This window comes from Peribacillus sp. AS_2 (genome assembly GCF_026891895.1).
Lineage (GTDB): Bacteria > Bacillota > Bacilli > Bacillales > DSM-1321 > Peribacillus > Peribacillus frigoritolerans.
Window position 1 is genome coordinate 340,261 of sequence record NZ_JAPTGA010000004.1, and the last position, 18,585, is coordinate 358,845.

The 18,585-nt window shown below is 41.2% G+C and carries 19 protein-coding genes; 6 read left to right on the forward strand and 13 right to left on the reverse strand.

Going from position 1 to position 18,585, the window contains the following annotated elements:
• The first annotated feature begins 184 nt into the window (after positions 1-184).
• Positions 185-388, forward strand: coding sequence for a cold-shock protein CspD (gene cspD, locus OTG27_RS09540; RefSeq protein ID WP_034314240.1), 204 nt, complete (start codon positions 185-187; stop codon positions 386-388).
• 88 nt (positions 389-476) lie between these two features.
• Here the strand turns inward: cspD and OTG27_RS09545 are convergent, their stop codons facing one another.
• Genes OTG27_RS09545 through OTG27_RS09555 form a run of 3 tightly spaced genes read right to left on the reverse strand, consistent with a single transcriptional unit; the run spans position 477 to position 3,698 of the window.
• Positions 477-2,444 (reverse strand): DUF6449 domain-containing protein, encoded by a 1,968-nt coding sequence (locus OTG27_RS09545; protein ID WP_268936775.1) that lies wholly within the window; start codon positions 2,442-2,444, stop codon positions 477-479.
• Positions 2,419-3,318, reverse strand: a complete 900-nt coding sequence (locus OTG27_RS09550; protein ID WP_063576987.1) for an ABC transporter ATP-binding protein — start codon at positions 3,316-3,318, stop codon at positions 2,419-2,421. Before OTG27_RS09550 ends, OTG27_RS09545 begins: the two co-directional genes overlap by 26 nt.
• Positions 3,315-3,698 carry a GntR family transcriptional regulator gene (locus tag OTG27_RS09555; protein ID WP_063576988.1) on the reverse strand — a complete coding sequence of 128 codons (384 nt, stop codon included), beginning with the start codon at positions 3,696-3,698 and terminating at the stop codon, positions 3,315-3,317. The genes OTG27_RS09550 and OTG27_RS09555 overlap by 4 nt, the downstream gene beginning before the upstream one ends.
• A 168-nt stretch (positions 3,699-3,866) precedes the next feature.
• On the opposite strand from OTG27_RS09555, the gene OTG27_RS09560 reads away from it, so the two are divergent.
• Positions 3,867-4,283, forward strand: coding sequence for an organic hydroperoxide resistance protein (locus OTG27_RS09560; RefSeq protein WP_306804760.1), 417 nt, complete (start codon positions 3,867-3,869; stop codon positions 4,281-4,283).
• A gap of 53 nt (positions 4,284-4,336) precedes the next feature.
• Here OTG27_RS09560 and OTG27_RS09565 read toward each other — a convergent pair whose 3' ends face one another.
• Positions 4,337-5,653: an MFS transporter gene (locus tag OTG27_RS09565; protein ID WP_268936776.1), complete on the reverse strand. Its 1,317-nt coding sequence runs from the start codon at positions 5,651-5,653 to the stop codon at positions 4,337-4,339.
• A 176-nt stretch (positions 5,654-5,829) separates the two neighbouring features.
• On the opposite strand from OTG27_RS09565, the gene OTG27_RS09570 reads away from it, so the two are divergent.
• The gene (locus OTG27_RS09570) at positions 5,830-6,651 is read left to right on the forward strand and encodes a glycerophosphodiester phosphodiesterase (RefSeq protein WP_268936777.1); all 822 of its coding nucleotides are present in this window, start codon (positions 5,830-5,832) and stop codon (positions 6,649-6,651) included.
• A 757-nt stretch (positions 6,652-7,408) separates the two neighbouring features.
• Here the strand turns inward: OTG27_RS09570 and OTG27_RS09575 are convergent.
• Complete coding sequence (locus tag OTG27_RS09575) at positions 7,409-7,624, reverse strand: hypothetical protein (RefSeq protein ID WP_268936778.1); 216 nt, start codon at positions 7,622-7,624, stop codon at positions 7,409-7,411.
• A gap of 293 nt (positions 7,625-7,917) precedes the next feature.
• Between OTG27_RS09575 and OTG27_RS09580 the strand changes: the two genes are divergently transcribed.
• Positions 7,918-8,205: a hypothetical protein gene (locus tag OTG27_RS09580; RefSeq protein WP_034314256.1), complete on the forward strand. Its 288-nt coding sequence runs from the start codon at positions 7,918-7,920 to the stop codon at positions 8,203-8,205.
• A 28-nt stretch (positions 8,206-8,233) separates the two neighbouring features.
• Positions 8,234-9,019 (forward strand): membrane protein insertase YidC, encoded by a 786-nt coding sequence (gene yidC / locus OTG27_RS09585; RefSeq protein ID WP_222620141.1) that lies wholly within the window; start codon positions 8,234-8,236, stop codon positions 9,017-9,019.
• Positions 9,020-9,103: 84 nt separating this feature from the next.
• On the opposite strand, the gene cphA is transcribed toward yidC, so the two are convergent.
• Both cphA and OTG27_RS09595 read right to left on the reverse strand, forming a co-directional pair.
• Entirely contained in the window at positions 9,104-11,725 is a 2,622-nt protein-coding gene (gene cphA / locus OTG27_RS09590; protein WP_268936779.1) for a cyanophycin synthetase, read from the reverse strand.
• On the reverse strand, positions 11,722-12,534 hold the full coding sequence (locus OTG27_RS09595; RefSeq protein ID WP_268936780.1) for a cyanophycinase: 813 nt from the start codon (positions 12,532-12,534) through the stop codon (positions 11,722-11,724). Before OTG27_RS09595 ends, cphA begins: the two co-directional genes overlap by 4 nt.
• A 183-nt stretch (positions 12,535-12,717) precedes the next feature.
• Here OTG27_RS09595 and OTG27_RS09600 point away from each other — a divergent pair, with 183 nt between their 5' ends.
• Positions 12,718-13,140: a pyridoxamine 5'-phosphate oxidase family protein gene (locus OTG27_RS09600; RefSeq protein ID WP_053534231.1), complete on the forward strand. Its 423-nt coding sequence runs from the start codon at positions 12,718-12,720 to the stop codon at positions 13,138-13,140.
• Between the two features lie 171 nt (positions 13,141-13,311).
• Here OTG27_RS09600 and OTG27_RS09605 read toward each other — a convergent pair whose 3' ends face one another.
• The 6 genes from OTG27_RS09605 to opp4B all read right to left on the reverse strand — a co-directional run bounded on the left by OTG27_RS09605 (position 13,312) and on the right by opp4B (position 18,585).
• Complete coding sequence (locus tag OTG27_RS09605) at positions 13,312-14,352, reverse strand: M42 family metallopeptidase (protein ID WP_268936827.1); 1,041 nt, start codon at positions 14,350-14,352, stop codon at positions 13,312-13,314.
• Between the two features lie 98 nt (positions 14,353-14,450).
• On the reverse strand, positions 14,451-14,588 hold the full coding sequence (locus OTG27_RS09610) for a hypothetical protein (protein ID WP_170956470.1): 138 nt from the start codon (positions 14,586-14,588) through the stop codon (positions 14,451-14,453).
• Between the two features lie 31 nt (positions 14,589-14,619).
• On the reverse strand, positions 14,620-14,808 hold the full coding sequence (locus OTG27_RS09615) for a hypothetical protein (protein WP_034314269.1): 189 nt from the start codon (positions 14,806-14,808) through the stop codon (positions 14,620-14,622).
• A gap of 106 nt (positions 14,809-14,914) precedes the next feature.
• On the reverse strand, positions 14,915-16,678 hold the full coding sequence (gene opp4A / locus OTG27_RS09620; protein ID WP_268936781.1) for an oligopeptide ABC transporter substrate-binding protein: 1,764 nt from the start codon (positions 16,676-16,678) through the stop codon (positions 14,915-14,917).
• 19 nt (positions 16,679-16,697) lie between these two features.
• Positions 16,698-17,597: an ABC transporter permease gene (locus OTG27_RS09625; protein WP_370028930.1), complete on the reverse strand. Its 900-nt coding sequence runs from the start codon at positions 17,595-17,597 to the stop codon at positions 16,698-16,700.
• 22 nt (positions 17,598-17,619) lie between these two features.
• Positions 17,620-18,585, reverse strand: coding sequence for an oligopeptide ABC transporter permease (opp4B, locus tag OTG27_RS09630; protein ID WP_095679419.1), 966 nt, complete (start codon positions 18,583-18,585; stop codon positions 17,620-17,622).

The window sequence follows — 18,585 nt, forward strand, 5'->3', positions numbered from 1 at the left end:
AACTGGAAATTACTCCAGTGGTTATTGTGGTAATTTTTCCTGTAGGCTTTCACATATTATCAAGCATCGTCGTATGATAATTTTAACTTGAATGAGGGTGCTGGATAATGTGTGAAATTGATTTTTCCCTCTAGGTAAAATCATCACCATTAATATTTTTTAACTTTTTAGGAGGATTCATCGAATGACAGTAACAGGTAAAGTGAAATGGTTCAATAGTGACAAAGGATTTGGTTTCATCGAAGTACCAAACGGAGATGATGTTTTCGTACATTTTTCCGCCATTCAAGGAGAAGGTTTCAAAAGCCTTGATGAAGGTCAAGAGGTTGAATTTGAGATCGAAGAAGGAAACCGCGGACCACAAGCTAAAAACGTCGTAAAACTCTAAAGCATAGATACACAAACATAATTGCAAAAGGATGCCGCCCATATTGGGCGGCATCCTTTCCTTTATGTGTACATGCGAAATATTCACGTTATTTTTCATTAAAATGATCCAAAATGAAATCGGGAACATGTTCGCCAGAAAAACTCTTGATGTCCACATCTCTGCTTTCTTTATAATAAAAGGCAGCTGAATACTCCCCGCTCCAATCAATTTGGGCATTATCAATCGCTGTCTCGATTTCAGAAGCGGTCTTAATTTTCAAGCGATTTGGCTGTTGTTCAATCTGCTGTGCAAGTTCACTTTCAGAATTCGTGTGATAAATTTTCGAATCGGACTTCGCAACCAGGATATAAGAAATATCATCAGCCATTAACCGCGCTTGTTCCGATTGTCCGGTACTTACCATCCATTCTGAAAACTGAGGATATGAAGAGTCCCAATTCATAAGAATGGTTTTGTTATTTTTCAAAAGTATCTCCATGGAGGCATAATCACCAAAAGAAGAAGTCATTTGCGCGAACGATTGATTATTCAGATCCTCCGACAATGCCTTCACTGCAGCTTCCAGCTGTTGACGGTCCGTGATTGTTATGGATTTGTCCACTTGGCCGCTTGCCGTTATCTTGATTTTAGAAACGTCTTCAGCGGAAACATTCAATACCTGATTAACCATTTTTTTATATTCATTCGACTCATATATTTTTGCCAATAGTGGCATGTATGAGTCGTAATTCTGCAAATGATACTCTCTTGCTAACCGTTTTCCATTCTTGAATTCATACATCAGAAATACGGATTGACCATCATTCCATTCACCAATGGAAACCTTTTTACCCTTATCGATGATTTCCTGATGCAATAACCTGATAGCTTCAATATTTTCCTTCTCTTTAAGATAATTGGAAGCATTATTCGACGTGTCATCGCCTTCAAAAAATATAGGAGAATCACCAATATAAATTTGGCTAATCATCTTTTCATCAGGAATCTTGGTCTTATACTGAAGGGGATCTATTTTTATAATGAGTGCCAGCACAATGACAGCCGCTATAAACGCTACATAACCTTTCAGGTTGACCCGTATTCGCCAAGTCTTTTGCAGGACGATTTCCCCTAAATAATATCCAAGCAAAGAACCGACGGCATATCCGAAAAAAATCCACCCAGGTTCGCCTGTCGTTTCGCTAAAATAAAGCCCTGCAAACAGCATCATGCATAATGTCAGGCCGAATTTAAACACTGGCTTAATCTTCGGGTAAACAAATGCCTGAGACACATGCTCCAGCTTTCTCCTCTCATAGAGAAAAAGAGAGCTGATCAGAAAAAGAAAGGTTAATATACTATAAATTAATGTATTAATAGAGAAGAAAGTGATTTTTTCCATCTCCGTTGCTGCTAATAATGGGGATATGCCATTCATATTGGCACTTAGATAATAATCTGCAGAAAATCCTGCTATCAAAAATTTCACATTGGCTGCAAACAAAACAAAAAGCCCCACCGGCAAAGTAAGAAAAATATAGGTCAGCACTCCTTGAAAGGCTGATAATCCCGTAACCATTCCAAGTAAAACGGCAACGGAAAAAATCAAAGCTTCCAAAATAAATGTAGTCCCCATCCAAGACCATATATCCGTCATGGTATATAGCCGTTCTATATCAATTGCCGAGTGAAATAATATCAATATTGAACCTGTTAGTAAAATCGGCAAACCCATGAAGCCAATCCCCGTTCCAATCATATGAGCGTAGATGCTGCGTCTCGTAATCGGTAAACTATGAATGAAGTCTGAGGCTTGTTTCATTTGTAAAAACCGAAAAAGGAAGATGGCAAGTAATACTGGAATAACGATGACCAAGACAAACTGTATCATCTGCTGACAGGAAAAAAGGTTTTCGAATTCCACATATTCATTGTTCCCATTCAAGATAATCGCTAACATTTCCAAAGGCAGCGCAAATATGAGGCCTACAAGATATAGGAAACCAATCCAGCCAGTACTTCTGAAAATATAGATAATCAGTTCCCTATTAATCCAGGTTATTCTGGATGACATAACCGATATCCCCCATTTCATAAATGAATATCTCCTCAAGAGTAAGTGGGAGAATATCTAATATTTCTGGCTGAAACTGATTAAAATGCGATTTAATCATGGATTCACTACCTTTAACGATACAAACGATCACGCTGCCGCGTCTTTCCTTGTTAAGGATTTGAATTCCACGGTATAAACCATGGGGAATTTTATGCTTAAAGGCAATTTGCACTTTATGTACATCAGCTTTCAAGTCATTCAAAACCTTTTGGATAACAAGCTCACCCTTATGCAAAATACCTACATGATCGGCTAAATCTTCAATTTCCCGGAGATTATGGGACGATAGTAAAATCGTCATATCCCTTTCCGATACATCCTGAATCAACAACTGTCTCACATTTTTTCGCATGACCGGATCTAATCCATCAAACGGTTCATCCAATATTAGAACTTCCGGCATCGTCGAGAGTGCTAGCCAAAAAGCAACCTGTCTCTGCATCCCCTTCGATAGTTTATGTATTTTATTTTGGACGGGTATCGGGAATACTTCCTGTAATTGATAGAAACGTTCTTGATTCCACTCGCTATAAATATGGCTATAAAAACCTGCCATTTGCGTGATCGTATAGTTAGCCAGGAAATAAGGCGTGTCAGGAAGGAAGAAACAACGATTTTTCACTTCACGGTTTTCAAACACATATGATCCATCAATAAGAACTTCACCTGCATCCTGTATCAGGTTGCCTGATAGCATTTTTAATAGAGTCGTTTTTCCCGCCCCATTTGAACCTAATAACCCGAATATGGAACCTTTTGATATAACCAAGGTGACGTTTTTGATTGCTTCTTTTCCTTCATATAATTTACTCACCTGTTTTATTTCAATCATGAATCCCCCCCCTTTGCCAACGGACTGATTTCCTTTATTATTCTATAAATTTCATGTTTATCGATTCCGATGTACAAAGCTTCAGCGAGTACCTTTGAAAGCTCGTTTCTGATCTCTTCTTCTTTCAATGAATTTTTGAAGGATCTAGGAGGTGCCACGAAATTCCCCTTGCCTGGTAAGGTATATATAAACCCGTCAGACTCTAGCTGCTTGTACGCTTTCTGGATCGTATTTGGATTGATGGTCAATTCCTGAGCCAATATTCGGATGGATGGGAGCTGATTATGTTCCTGTAAAACTTCATTGATCATTAGTTCCTTTAACTTATCCATCAATTGCTCATATACCGGCTTTCCGCTTTGAACATCCAATTCAAACATCATGAACCCTCCCTGCAATGGGTGTATTACATCTCCTAATACAGTACATTATAAAACAATATCTTCCAGTTTAATACCATTTTCAAACAATACTCACTTTCATTTTGTTTAACAAGACTTACAGCAGGGAAGTAATGATAGTAAGAATGAATAAAGGAGTTGTTTTCATTGAAACCATTATATACAGCTACAGTTACCGTACACGGTGGTCGTGAAGGACATATTAAATCAGAGGACGGGATTCTCGATTTCGATGTGAGGTCACCGAAGGAATTAGGTGGTTCCGGTGAGCGCGCCACAAACCCTGAACAGTTATTCGCAGCCGGTTACGCGGCATGTTTTGACAGTGCCTTGAATCTTGTACTGCAAAAAGAAAAGAAAAAGGCCGATACGTCCGTGACGGCAAATGTAACGATCGGTAAAGATGAGGAAGACGGCGGTTTTAAATTGGCTGTAAGGTTGGATGTTTCGATTCCGGACCTAAGCAGGGAAGAAGCCGAAGACTTCGCCAAAAAAGCACACATGACCTGCCCCTATTCAAAAGCAACACGCGGGAACGTCGATGTCACCTTGATTTTGGTATAAATTTTTTGCAAGGGACTGGATACGGCATTAAGGCCGGCTCCAGTCCCTTTTTCTTATTTCACTTCTTCCAATCCCTTCAATTTCAAAAGAAAGCCAAGACCTATTATCGCCATGATGATCAATGACCCTAATGCCATCCGGCTCGCCAATGTACCGAGGTCATGGAATATCAACGTTATCGTTCCATATAATAGCGGACCGATTATTGAAGAGACTTTTCCAGAGAATGCAAATAGTCCAAAAAATTGCCCCCTCTTCTCATCCGGAGTCAATTCAATGATATACGTCCGTGATGTCACCCACATCGAACCTAGCGAAATGCCGAACATACTCCCTGCAACCCAGAACCAAAGGGCGGTTTGTGCGAAGACAGCTATAAATAATGCGACCAAGAGTAGAACTCCCACATATGTCACAGCCAGCCGCGGTCCCTTCGACTGTGTGATGTATCCAAACAGAAACGATCCGGCAATGCTCGATACTGTCGATACCAGGTATAGCAAAATGAATCCGCTGGAGGAAAATCCAACAACAGTCTTGGCATATACGGCCATCATGCCGATAGTGGTCGCAATTGCATCATTTAAAAAGAAATAAGCAATCATGAATGTAAAAACCGATCGGTAGGAGCGCATCTCTTTAAATGTTGATTTAACTTCCTTATAACCTGATAAAAAAGGTTCTTTCGCTTTTTGCTGTTTTGGAGACTCTTTTAAAAAAAAGAATAAGGGAAGGGAAAAAACCAGAAATAAAATGGCCGTAGGTATGAAGGCTTCATGTGAACTCCCTTTACTTATGAATGGATAGATGGACAGTCCCACTAACGTTCCAAGGTAGCCTACCGCCACGCCAAACCCTGATATTAGCGGCAATTGCTGTTTCGTGCCTAAATCACTCATCATCGTATCATAGAAAACCAGACTCGAATGATAGAAAAACTTTGCTATCACAAATAAAAGAATGACGATCGCCAAGGAAACGGGAATGCCCAGAATCTTTCCATCCAACGGCGTCCCCCCGAATACCCCCATTAAAAATGTACATACAACGGAAATGAGTGTGAAAATCATAATGTATTTTTTCATTTTTCCCGTTCGATCGATCATGACACCGAACAGCGGGGAAAACAAAACGAGAAACAAACTGGCAATCGCATTAGCGTAGGAGATGAAGGTACTCGCAATCTGATCAAGAACGGCATTTTCGCCAATCTGTTCCTGGAGGAAGAATGGAAAGAAAATCGTATTGATATTAGAAGAAAAAATCGTATTGGCAAAATCGTAAAACGCCCAAGAGAGAATGGGAAGGGAAAAATATAAACCAAAATTCCCCTTCCATTTTTTAGACTTCGGTTTCACCTGCAATTCCATCTGCTTTCCCTCCTTATTGATACTTAAATTATATGTATTCCATACCTTTCCAATAAATCCTTTAAGTCGGATTATAACATTGTGTAAAACATGCTTTTTTCCTGCCTAACATGTAATATTATGAAATGAGACTGTCCTGCTAATTTTTAATCATTGTGCTGATAGGAGTGTGAAAGATGACCGCATTTTTTCTTATTATCGTAATAACCATGCTTGTCCTGTTCGCTCTCTACGCTAAAAGATCAAAAAGTGATTTCCCTGAAAGCTTAATAAAGCAGCATTCCCCCATTAAAATTGGACATCGAGGTGCATCTGGATATTGCCCCGAGAATACAATGGCATCTTATAAAAAAGCCATTGTATTGGGTGCTGATTTCCTGGAAGTGGATATCCACCTCAGTAAAGATGATGTCCTTGTGGTTCATCATGATCCCACCTTGGATCGAACCACAAACGGCAAAGGGAACCTCCGTGATTACACGGCAGCCGAATTAAAGGAACTGGATGCAGGAAGCTGGTATCATTCTCGCTATAAAAACGAAAGGATACCTTTACTAAGTGAGGTATTGGAGAATTTCGGGTCTGAGGTCGGAATTTTAGTCGAGTTGAAACATCCCTCTGCTTATCCCGGCATAGAAGAGAAACTTGCCGAAGAATTAGGTAAATTCCAAGAATGTTCAACAAGTAAAAATAAGATAATGGTTCATTCGTTCGATATGGAATCCATGAAAAGGTTTCATCAATTAATGCCGGACATACAAGTGGGCGTTTTGATAAAACGGCGAATCAATGACCAAAAAATAAAAGAGATTGCCGAGTTTGCATCATTTTTGAATCCAAAACAAACGATTTTGAGTACGAAGCTGCAAAAGCGAATCCAAAAGCACGGGATGAAAGTATTTACATGGACCGTCAACAATAAAAAACAAATACAAATGTTCAAAATGATGCAGGTAGATGGGATCATTTCCGATTTTCCAGATTATTTTTTGGATTGAAACTTTGAATGATAAGTGATAACTAGTTCTTTACACGGTTCAGGGTGAGACCACTCCGAACCCCTTTTAAAATTCCCTTTGAAATTTTGATTAAAGGTTAAGAACAAAGACTATAGGCAAAAACATAGTTGATTGGGGCGGGTGTTCGAGACTCCTGCGGGAATAGCGAGTCCTAGGGAGACCCCCACAGGCGCAAGTGCGCCGACTCCGGACCGTCCGCTGAAAGCGAGTGCCCTACGTTCCAATCAACGTCCAAATTTGTACAAGCAAAAAAATGTAGACAAACTCGGTTTTCATCGAGTTTGTCTACATTCTGAACAATCCGCAAATGCGGATTGTTTTTTGTTTTTTAATAAGGCTCTTTTCGAAAGATTGTTGTTTTTAAAACGAAACTATTTAAGGTTGATTGGAGCGGAAGTGCGAGACTCCTGCGGGAGCAGCGGGACAGGTGAGACCCCACAGGCGTTTACGCCGAGGAGGCTCACCGCCCGCACCAAGGAAAGCGAGCATCTGGAGGGGAAATCAACAACACCTCACTACCTGGTAAATAGCAACAAAGTATGTGAAAACAGCCTTTAATAACAATGAAAGTATTGTATTTCATGCGCGTCCGTCCCATAATAGGCCCATCGCTGTTGACTTCGTCTCCAACGATAACCTGCAACTGAATTATATCCGACATATGTTGGGTAAAACCAAAATGAACGGCTTGCCTTATACATTCCTTCAAGAAGTTGTGGTGTGAATAATGGCGGAGCTATATGAGGCGGTCCTCCTCCGTGCGGCGGCCGAGGCGGTGGCTGGCCCCCTCCATAGGACGGACAGGCGGGCCAGGAGGAGTCCTTACTTCCATCATCTGATTCTCTAATGGATATGCCCCTTCCATGAAATGATTGTCCATATTTCGGAGATGTGCATTTCGTTCATTACCGTTATGGTCGTTCTGTTGATTGAATGAATCGTATGGTTTCATACCTTTTCACCTCATAATTTGAACTTCCATTTATCCGTATGTAGACGAATGACCATTTAAGCAACCTTTGCTCTGAACGGTCTCGAATTTGATTTCCATTTGATCTATTTTTGAAATTTATGCATCAGAAAATATTCCCTGTTTATTTTTTGAAAAAACCCCTATATTTTTTAGCTTTCTTGCCCTAGAATTGATATAGTGTTGGTAATGATTTAAATGTGGTCAAAAGTCATGTCAGGCCCTAAATCATTTTTGGACAAATTTTCTTATCTTAGAAAAAACGAGGGATTCCTATGTGGGAATTATTATTAGAATTCGATTATCAAACCGTTCGCCATGCGGTATGGGCAGGTTACTTATTTACCTTTGTCTTTCCACTGGCCGCGTTTTACTTCTTAAATAAAAAGCAATCGCTCTTGAATGACAAATATCAAGCTTCCGTTCATACAGATAAAAGTAAATCCCCTGTTCATACAGGCAGCACCTTTGACTGGCGCGGTGCACAGCGCTTTTTCACCTTTATCCGGCAAAAAGATTCACCAGATGATTCCGATGAGCCAAGCCTCCTTCTAGTTGTTTAAACATTAACAATTCGAGGAGGAAATTATATTGAAGAAGAAAAACATGTTTTTAATTGCCGTCCTATTTTTGGCAACGACCCTTTTGACTGGCTGCTCTGCAGCAACGAGCGGTCCATTTCATACTGCATTGGTTAATCCCATGACAAAAATGCTGGAATTCAATGCTGGTTTATTTAATGGCAACTATGGTTTAAGCATCATCATGATGACATTTTTGATTCGCCTTGTTTTGCTACCACTGACTGCCAAACAATACAAAACACAGCTTAGCATGAAGACGAAGATGAATGGGCTAAAACCAGAAATGACAGCAATCCAGCAGAAAATCAAAGAGACGAAAGATCCTGCTAAACAAAAGGCCCTTCAGCAGGAAATGATGCAGCTTTACCAAAAACATGGAGTCAACCCTTTAAACATGGGCTGTCTGCCGCTCTTAATTCAAATGCCGATCCTAATGGGCTTTTATTATGCGATTCAAGGTTCCCATGAAATTGCGACCCATAGTTTCCTTTGGTACAGCCTAGGTCAGCCGAATATTGCCATGGCGATAATCGCTGGTGTCATTTATTACTTCCAATCGGCCATTTCCGTGAGACAAATGCCGGAAGAACAGCAGAAACAAATGAAGATGATGAGCTTGCTCTCACCAGCAATGATTTTATTCATTTCTTTCTCTGCTCCTGCTGCATTGCCACTATATTGGTCAATCGGTGGTATATTCATGATTGTTCAGTCAATCGTGCTTAAGCGAATATATAAAAAAGATCATGCCGCTGTCCCGGCTGCAAATGAAACGGTCATGAAAAAAAGCTAATCCATTTGGATTAGCTTTTTTCTTACATTCATTTTCCACTTACGCTGGAAAGTGAAGCGATTTCCTTGGTGAGATCACTTTGTTTTATTTCTTCGGCAACGGATTTGTTGAAACCTTTTCGAAAAATCTCTCTACATATTCGAAATCCGTGTAAAAGAACAATAATAGGTCACCCGGTTGTGATTTCTCCCAGGCTTTTATGAATGCGTCCAATTCATTAGGTTCGATGAATGTCCGATCTTTTTGTAACCCAGCTTCTACCGCAGCATCCTGAAGCAGCCCGGCTACTTCTAACGGCTCCCTCCCCCGCAAATCATCGTCTTCTTTAATGATGAACAGATCGGAATTAATGGCCGCTACCTTGGAGAGTCTGATAAGTTCTTCATCAATACGATCCCCCGGCCCTGCCAAAACAGTGATAAGATGATTTTTGTTATAGGCACTGACCGTTTCGAATATGGCCTTCAATCCCGCTTCATTATGGGCATAGTCGATGATGATCGTGCGCTCTTTCAACTTTTTCAAATTGAACCGTCCTTTGGACAAATTCGTATCAGGCATAAATGTGGCAGCCTTCCTTCTTAGTTCTTCCATGGAAATGCCTTGTGTTTCGGCTGCGGCTAATGCCTGAAGTAAATTGGCGATATTATGACGTGCCATGCCGGAAATCGTAATTGGAACCATGGTGCAATCCATAAATGGATGGATGACTCCATCAGCTGAATGACAAATGACGCCGTTTTCATTGACGTACCAAACTTTACATCCCTTATCTATCGCAGCTTGCACGTGAGGCTGGGTGGCATCTGTAGAGGTGTAAATGACCTCCCCATCTGTATAAGCGTTCATGGCAGCTACATTCGGATCATCTGCATTCAGTACACAATAGCCTGTTTTCATTACGACTTCAGCTACCAGCCTCTTTAATTTAATGAGATCATCCAATGTATCGATTCCATCACGGCCGAGGTGATCCTCACTTACATTGGTGATGATCCCCACATCACATTTACGAAAAGCAAGACCTTCACGCAGAATCCCGCCCCGGGCCGTTTCCAATACGGCAATATCGACTTCAGGATGGGCCAATACCATTCTTGCACTGACAGGGCCACTGCAGTCACCGTGATCCAATACCTCATCGCCGATATATACTCCATCAGAATTTGTCATCCCAACTTTTGTTTTTTCATTAGTAAGAAAATAATGAATCAATCTGGTTGTTGTCGTCTTGCCATTTGTTCCTGTCACTGCAATTATCGGTATGGCCGCCTCTTCCCTGGTCGGAAATAAATAATCGACAATGGCTTTGCCTACATCCCTTTTTTTCCCTTCACTCGGATAATGATGCATTCGAATTCCCGGTGCAGCATTCACTTCAATAATTGCAGTCTTTGAATGTTCGATCGGTTTTGATATATCCTCACAAATAAAATCTATTCCGGCGATATCCAAACCAATCGCTTTCGCAGCTGCAACAGCCATATTCTTAATGGTCGGATGAACCTGGTCCGTTACATCGATTGCCTTTCCGCCAGTCGAAAGATTTGCATTGCCGACAACTTGAACCAATTCACCTTGATTCGGAATCGTATCGAGCGTCCGATTCGATTTTTCCAAGTAACACGTCACGGTATGTGTAAGTGGGATTTTTGACATCGGCTTTTCATGACCTTCTCCCCGCAAATCATTACAATTTTCCTTTTCTATCAAACTGCGTATCGTTTCCTTGCCATTGCCAATAACATAAGGTGGAAGCCTCAAACTGACGGCGATAAGTTCTCCATTAACTATCAGTAACCGATAATCATGTCCTTCAATATGCCGTTCGATAATATACTTCTCCACATGCAACTCCAAACAATTGATCACATTGAATAGCTCATCCTTATTTTTGATATGGGTGATGACACCCTGACCCTGTCTCCCATTATACGGTTTTATGACCAGCGGAAAACCCAGCCTGTCCGCCGAGGTAAAGATATCTTCAATGGAATGGGCAACTTCCCCTTCAGGTACAGGGAGGCCACATCCTCTTAAAATGGATTTGGTCAATGCTTTGTCACATGAATTCTCAACCGCAATATTCGAAGTCTGGCTAGAGATTGTCGCCTGGACATACTTCTGCCTTGCACCAGTTCCTAAACGCAATAAGCTTTCATCACCCATTCGCTCGACAGGGATATCTTTTGCTTGCGCTGCCTTAAAAATGGCTTCGGTACTTGGCCCCAGCTTATTTTTATAATATAACTGCTCTATTTGTTTTACATAAGATTGTACATTTATAAGTTTTTCACCATTCAGGATGGCCTCCGCGATATCTTTTGCTGCTAAAAAAGCTTGAAGACCTGAGTGAGGCTCCTGATAGTCAAAGGTAACATAATAAAAACCCTTCTTTTCCATCATTATCGTTTTTCCCCGAATGGCTTCGATTCCGGCCAAGTTTTGAAGCTCAATCGTCATATGCTCCAATATATGTCCCATCCATGTTCCTTTTCTCAGCCTTTCGGCGAATCCGCCTCGATACCCTTTTGAACATGTATGGCTTCCCAAGTTCGGGAGCACCTTTAACAATTTTTCATTGAATCCAGGTATTGAATCAGATGGTTTCTGTTCCAGTTCCCCTATATCCAATTCAATGCAAATCGTAGGTGTATAAGCAAAATAATTAGGTCCTTTTAAATAACGGACTCGATTGATCTTCATTGTTGGATCCCCTTTTTCATCAACAATTTCCTTGTAAGCAGGTCAAAACGGTATCCCCTGGTTAGTGCATGAAGGTTGAATCCCGAAAGAGTCAACTCTTCACTGCCATTATCAGAAGATGTGATATTGATATAATCACTGGTGCTGCCATCAAGAACCAATACTTGATGTTGGCCGACTACTTCAAAATGACCGTCTTTAACTAAAATTGCTGTATTTTCATCAATGCCAATACCCATAATTTCTTTTTTCCCTGCTATTGCACTTAACAGACGATCAAAACGGCCACGCTGGGAAAAGTGTTGATCGATTATCAGTCCGTCCAGGAAGCCGAAACCTTCGCCAATTTCAACCTTTAACTTATTGTCATTCAGCATCGTGTCAGCAGCAACGATCATATACTTACCTAAAATCGAAGCACCAGCACTTGTCCCTGCAATCACCATTCCTTCATGCCAGGCTTTAGAAAGGGCATCGTGGAACTTTGTTTTTCCAATCAGTTCAGACAATCGGCTTTGGTTTCCCCCTGAAATGAAGATGGCGGAAAAAGATGCAAGCTGTTCACAAATTGCCGGATCGTCTGCATCCTGCCTTGAATCCAGCTTGATCACTTCCACCCTGTCCACACCTAAATCCCTGAAAATCTTGATATACTCTGTACTCACTTCCTCAGGAATTTCACTCGCTGTAGGCAATATTCCTATTCCGCCTTCGCTATGGGTTGCAAGCTCTACAAATTTATTTAATACTTCACCTTCGAGGCACTTATCCTCTGCCCCGCCAATGATAAGTAATTCACCACAATTCATTCATCATACTCACCTTTACAAATGGATTCACATCATGAAATTGCTCTAAACAGAACACATAATGACTAGTATGGCAACTTCTTTCAGTATTCATTCATAAAAATGGCAAACTGCATAATTTTGTTTAACTTAATGAAAAAAGAGGAAAAGTAATAGAGTAAAAAATAAAAGGAGTGTATAAAAATGAGCCAAAACCAAATAAAAGAAAAAGTATTGAACATCATCCGTGATCATAAAATAGGGGTTTTATCTTCAGTTGAAAACAACAAACCACATTCACGCTATATGACATTTTTTAACGATGAATTAACTTTATACACACCAACGAGCGGAAAGACGGAAAAAATCGACGAAATTGAAAAGAACCCTAATGTTCATATCCTGATTGGCTATGATAATGAAGGATTGGGCGATTCTTACCTGGAGATCTCAGGTACCTCGAAAATAAACGATTCACAGGAACTGAAAGATAAATTATGGAATGAATCCTTTGAAAAGTGGTTCGAAGGTCCGAAAGATCCAAATTATTTAATTCTGCAAATTAAGCCGGAAAGCATACGGTTGATGAACAACAATGGTGAACCTCCACAAGAATTATCATTATAATTTGTCATTCACGAGTATTTGAGCGACATTCACCAGTAAAACACCGAAACTCACGAGTAAAACACCGAAATTCACGAGTATTACGCACCAAACTCACGACTTTAATGAAATATCCTAAAAAACAAGTAAAAGCCCGCACTTCTATGATAGGAGTGCGGGCTTTTCTCACGATTATACTAACTCTGATTGGATATAATGCAAAATCAGATCGGCTGTATGCTTTAATGAAGAGACATGTGTCCGCTCGAAGGCATGTGAGGCATCGATTCCCGGTCCGATCAGGCCATGTACGACATCATATCCGGCCCGGATGGCAGCGGAAGCGTCCGAACCATAATATGGATAAATATCGACGCGATAGTCGACGGCATTTGCTTGGGCAAGTGAGACCAGATGCTGACGCAGTTTATAATGATAAGGACCCGAGGAGTCTTTTGCGCAAATGGAAACGCTGAATTCATCCGTCGTTTGTCCATCACCGATTGCGCCCATATCGACAGCAAGATATTCGACTGTTTTCTCAGGGATATTGGAATTACCGCCATAGCCGATTTCTTCATTGTTGGAAATCAGGAAATGGGTCGTATATGCCAATTTTATCTTTCCTGCGGAAATGAGGTCTATGATATGAAGGAGGATGCCCACGCTAGCTTTATCATCCAAATGCCTTGATTTCAAAAAGCCTGTATCCGTCACTTCCACTCTCGGTTCAAAGGAGACAAAATCTCCAACAGAAATGCCAATGGCCTCGGTTTCCGCTTTGGTTTTCACGACAGCATCTATCCGGACCTCAATTGTCTCATCATCACGCTTCGCATCCCCGGCATTTTTATATACGTGGACAGAGGTCTGATTGATTAAAATGGTCCCGGTGATGATGGCTCCGTCAGCTGTATGGATTTTACAATACTCCCCTTCCACCGAGTTCCAGCGGAAACCGCCGATCATCGTCAATTTAAGGCGGCCATTCGCCTTGATTTCCTTTACCATGGCCCCCAGTGTATCGACATGGGCAGTCAGCAAGCGATGTTTGCCATCATCTTCGCCTTTTAATGTAGCAAGCAATGCCCCTTTATTCGTGATGTTGTAAGTGACCTTCCTCCGCTCCATGAAATCGGCAGCATATTTAATGGCTTGCTCAGTATAGCCAGAGGGGCTTGGTATGGACACCAATTCTTTTATGTAAGCTACGATTTCTTTTTCTTCGATCATGCTCATGCATATCTCTCCTTTCCTCTTCGTTCATTATATCTTTCCATGGCAGCTTTTAACATATTAAAAGACCGCCAAAAGGCGGCCCTTTAATAGATTTAACTCATAAAAGCCATGACAGGCAAGATGGCCATAGCTAATGTTGCAATTCCATATAACGCTAAATTCTCCATATTCACTCTTCTTTTCCACTTCTCGCGCCATACCTTGTATCTGTCCATATCTTCGTTTCTCACAAAAAAACCTCCTTCATGATGAAAGTTCAACTTATTTCAATTGTCTTTGTTTGTTGGACATTTCCTTCATATATTCCAAGAAGGCAATTCTCTTTTCGTCTGGATAGGCTACAATGTCTGCAATGATTTCCTCTTCGAGAGGTTTCAGTAAACGGCCAACCGATTCAGTAAACAATATTTCTAACTCTCTCTTTGTTTCATTAGGATTTCTCACTTCCATCAATATCACCCTTCCAATTACTTACTATTATCTATATAACCTTTATCCACTCCATTGAAACGCAAAAAAATCGACCGCCATAAAGGCGGCCGATAGTCAGCTTAAATTATTTCGTTACCCCAACATTATGCCATTGATATTGACGGCCTGCGAGATAATCGTAACCTGTAACGCGTTCATTCACTCCAGCCAATTGATAACGGAATAATGTCGGAATGACCGGAACCTCTTCATGAATCAATTCTTGCCACTCATTATACGTATCGATTCGATATTGATCATCGAAGGCTTCCTCTGAAATCCCTTTAGCAAGAAGCTCATCATTTTTTTCACTCACCCAGCGGGTATAGTTAAATTCTGCAGACCTGGACCATATTCCTGATGGATCCGGATCTGAAGCGACGCCCCATGCTGCTGAATAAACATCAACTTCGTCATTATCCTTTTTCAGGAGGTCGTAGAATGAATTGAACTCATGCAGCCTTCCATCCTGCAATTCGACGTCCAACCCTACTTGTTCCCATTGCTGGATATAATATCTTGCCAGTGGCTCAGAAACATCGGAACCGCTCATGGAAGCAAAGTTGATTTTGAACTCTTTTCCATCAGCATCTTCACGAATGCCATCATTATTCGTATCTACAAATCCTGCTTCATCCAAAAGTTTTTTTGCTTTTTCAGGATTATATTCATATGCTTTTAAATCTTTATTGTTATATTTAAAGTTCGGGGTAATGACAGAGTTGGCAGGGAAGCGCAGACCCTTGTACATCTTTTCGCCAACTTCTTCATTATTGATGGCATATGCCATCGCCTGACGAAGGCGTTTGTCCCCGAATTTCGGATTCTCATCCATAATATTTTCTTCTTTTTCTTTATCATAGTAGCCGAAATTGAAACCAATATAGGAATAAGCCAATTCAACTTTCCCCAATAACTCGACATTATCCAATTCCTTGGCCTGATCATATTGCTCAGCCAAGACCTCAGCTACATCGAGGTCACCCTTTTCAAGTGATTTGACGACAATAGACGGATTCACGACTTTCAATGTGATACTGTCCAATTTAGGTTCACCGCGGTAATAATCTTTATTTGCTTCGAATTCGACTGCTTCCCCTTGAACGATTTTCTTCACTTTGAATGGTCCAAAACCAATCGGATTTTTACGAATTTTATCAGAAGATTCCAGCTTTGCAATCGGAACATCTTTTAAGTATTCTTTATGAAGCGGGTATGTCCATAATCCAGTCGTGACGGAAGGATTCGCCTTTTTGAATGTGAAAATGATTTTCTTGCCGTCGACTTTAATGCCTGAAATCTTATCGGCTTTCCCTTCATGATACTCTTCCATACCCTCGATCAAAGCCATTTGTTCATCATAGCGGACACCTTTGTAATCTTTGCTTCCCATGACAAGGTACGCATATTCCAAATCGGCACCTGTCACAGGCTTTCCATCTTGCCAATTTACATTATCCTTAATCGTCAGCGTGACCGTTTTATGATCGTCCGATATTTCATAGGAAGCGGCACCTTCATTCGTATATACATAGTTTTCATCCGTATCCAATAAATCTTCATCAAAGAATGTAATAACTTGATTATCGGGTTCACCTTGATAGAAAACTTTGTTTAATATCCCTTCAAACGGGGTATCTGATACCAAACCATATGTCAAATGGCCGCCTTTAATCGGCTCTCCTTGATTTGTCGTCTTTGTCGGGAATTTAGAGGTATCGACCTGTTCGACATCTTTCCCTTTTTTCTCTTTCGTTGACGATTTCTCCGTATCATTCGAACATGCAGCAAGCAGTAGAGACGAAATGGCCAATGCACTTAATACCTTACTGTAGCTTTTGATTTTCATATCATACACTCCCCTTTTTTTATCCTCTTCTTTGTCTTGCATCGGCGGCGCGTTTTAACGCTTGACCAACGAAATTTATACTCAGCATCAACACTAAAATCATGAGTGATGCGGGTACCCATATCCACCACTTGTTTTCCAGAACATCTGGATTTCGAGCATAACTGATGAGCGTCCCTAAACTCGGTGTGCTCTCCGGAAGGCCGAACCCTAAGAAAGTCAAACTGGATTCTAAGCCAATATTACCTGCAAGGTTCAAAATGAAGTTGACGATGATCAATGAACTGACATTGGGCAGAAGTTGAAACAGGATGATTTTCCAATGTGGCGTCCCAAGTGTCTGTGAGGCGTGGATATAATCCAGCTCACGCTCAGACAAAGCCTTTGAACGAATCAGCCGTGCCTTTCCTGTCCATAAAAACATCGTCATGATTAAAATGAAAACATATACATTGAAGATCGGCACAATCACGACTACAACGATGATGAACATCATTTGTGGCAGGGCAATCACGAAATCGATGATACGCATGATCACATTATCGGTTGCCCCGCCGAAGTAGCCCGCCAGAAGCCCTAATGATAAACCGATGATAGCCGTGAATAATGTAATGAATAAACTGATCGTGAATGAATTTCGGGTACCGATTATCAGTTGGCCGAATACATCCCGGCCGCCATAATCGGTTCCAAGCCAATAGTCTGAGGATGGTTCCAAATAAATGGAGAGAAAATCGACCTTGGCTATTTCCTTGGCGTCCATGAAAAACGACGCACCGTAAACAAAAAGCAATATGGCTGCCAATATAATCAATGAGCCCATGGCAAGCTTGTCTTTCTTGATTTCCTGCCAGATGATCTTGATACCTGAAGGGCTCACATCATTAACTTGTATGTTCTTACCGGTTTCCACTTTCATTTCCATACGACTCACCCCGCTCCTATTCTATCCGTATGCGCGGATCGACCGCACTAAGTATGATGTCCGAAAGAAGGGTGCCAAGCAGAGTGGCAAATCCCGTCATCATGACGATGGCCGTGACAACACTGAAGTCCCGCAGACTGACTGAACTAAGGAAAAGCTGCCCAAGTCCCGGATAACTGAAAATGGTCTCGATTATGACCGCGCCGCCGACCAATCCAGTAATTTCATAACCTAAGAATGCCGCTATCGGTAAAAAGGAATTTCTCAGGATATGCCGTGAATACACTTTTGATTCGGGCACTCCCTTCGAACGCGCTGTCCTTACGAAATCCTTGATTTTATTATCGATGATTTCATTTCGCAAATATTGGATCGTACTTGTGGTTGCAATTAAAGCTGTACTTAACGCTGGTAAAATTAAATGATTGATCTTGCTTACAACATAGGCGAATGTTCCTTCATCCACTTTTGAATCGACACTGCCTCCAGACGGGAACCAATCAAGGGCAAATCCGAAAACGAATAACATGATTAAAGCAAAAATGAAAATTGGCGTGCCAAACCCTAAATAGCTATAACCCGTAACGGTTTTATCCACCCAGGTATCGTTATACCTTCCGCTAAGTATGCCTAATGGTATCGCAAGCATATATGTAAAGATCAGCGTGACCAACGCCAGGAACACCGTATTCCAAAGCCTGTCTTCGATCACATCCATAACGGGCGTCTTATGTGTATAGGAAACACCGAAATCCCCCTGTACTGCATTGGATGCCCACCTTAGATATTGTTGGTACCAAGGATCATTCAAACCCAGCTCTTCCCTGATCCTATCAAGCTCGGCTGGATTGGCCCTAGGGTTGATTTCCTGGCCGGACAGTGCATCTCCCGGCATTGCTTTTGCCATCATGAAAACGATGATGCTTAATAAAAAGAGCTGCGGGATCATTACTAATAATCGTCTTAGGATAAATTTCCACAT

Excerpts from the sequence above, each read along its gene's own strand:
- cspD (WP_034314240.1), top strand. The coding sequence starts at position 185 with ATGACAGTAACAGGTAAAGTGAAATGGTTCAATAGTGACAAAGGATTT.
- OTG27_RS09545 (WP_268936775.1), bottom strand. The coding sequence starts at position 2,444 with ATGTCATCCAGAATAACCTGGATTAATAGGGAACTGATTATCTATATT.
- OTG27_RS09550 (WP_063576987.1), bottom strand. The coding sequence starts at position 3,318 with ATGATTGAAATAAAACAGGTGAGTAAATTATATGAAGGAAAAGAAGCA.
- OTG27_RS09555 (WP_063576988.1), bottom strand. The coding sequence starts at position 3,698 with ATGTTTGAATTGGATGTTCAAAGCGGAAAGCCGGTATATGAGCAATTG.
- OTG27_RS09565 (WP_268936776.1), bottom strand. The coding sequence starts at position 5,653 with ATGGAATTGCAGGTGAAACCGAAGTCTAAAAAATGGAAGGGGAATTTT.
- OTG27_RS09570 (WP_268936777.1), top strand. The coding sequence starts at position 5,830 with ATGACCGCATTTTTTCTTATTATCGTAATAACCATGCTTGTCCTGTTC.
- OTG27_RS09575 (WP_268936778.1), bottom strand. The coding sequence starts at position 7,624 with ATGAAACCATACGATTCATTCAATCAACAGAACGACCATAACGGTAAT.
- OTG27_RS09580 (WP_034314256.1), top strand. The coding sequence starts at position 7,918 with ATGTGGGAATTATTATTAGAATTCGATTATCAAACCGTTCGCCATGCG.
- cphA (WP_268936779.1), bottom strand. The coding sequence starts at position 11,725 with ATGAAGATCAATCGAGTCCGTTATTTAAAAGGACCTAATTATTTTGCT.
- OTG27_RS09595 (WP_268936780.1), bottom strand. The coding sequence starts at position 12,534 with ATGAATTGTGGTGAATTACTTATCATTGGCGGGGCAGAGGATAAGTGC.
- OTG27_RS09600 (WP_053534231.1), top strand. The coding sequence starts at position 12,718 with ATGAGCCAAAACCAAATAAAAGAAAAAGTATTGAACATCATCCGTGAT.
- OTG27_RS09605 (WP_268936827.1), bottom strand. The coding sequence starts at position 14,352 with ATGATCGAAGAAAAAGAAATCGTAGCTTACATAAAAGAATTGGTGTCC.
- OTG27_RS09615 (WP_034314269.1), bottom strand. The coding sequence starts at position 14,808 with ATGGAAGTGAGAAATCCTAATGAAACAAAGAGAGAGTTAGAAATATTG.
- opp4A (WP_268936781.1), bottom strand. The coding sequence starts at position 16,678 with ATGAAAATCAAAAGCTACAGTAAGGTATTAAGTGCATTGGCCATTTCG.
- OTG27_RS09625 (WP_370028930.1), bottom strand. The coding sequence starts at position 17,597 with ATGAAAGTGGAAACCGGTAAGAACATACAAGTTAATGATGTGAGCCCT.
- opp4B (WP_095679419.1), bottom strand. The coding sequence starts at position 18,585 with ATGTGGAAATTTATCCTAAGACGATTATTAGTAATGATCCCGCAGCTC.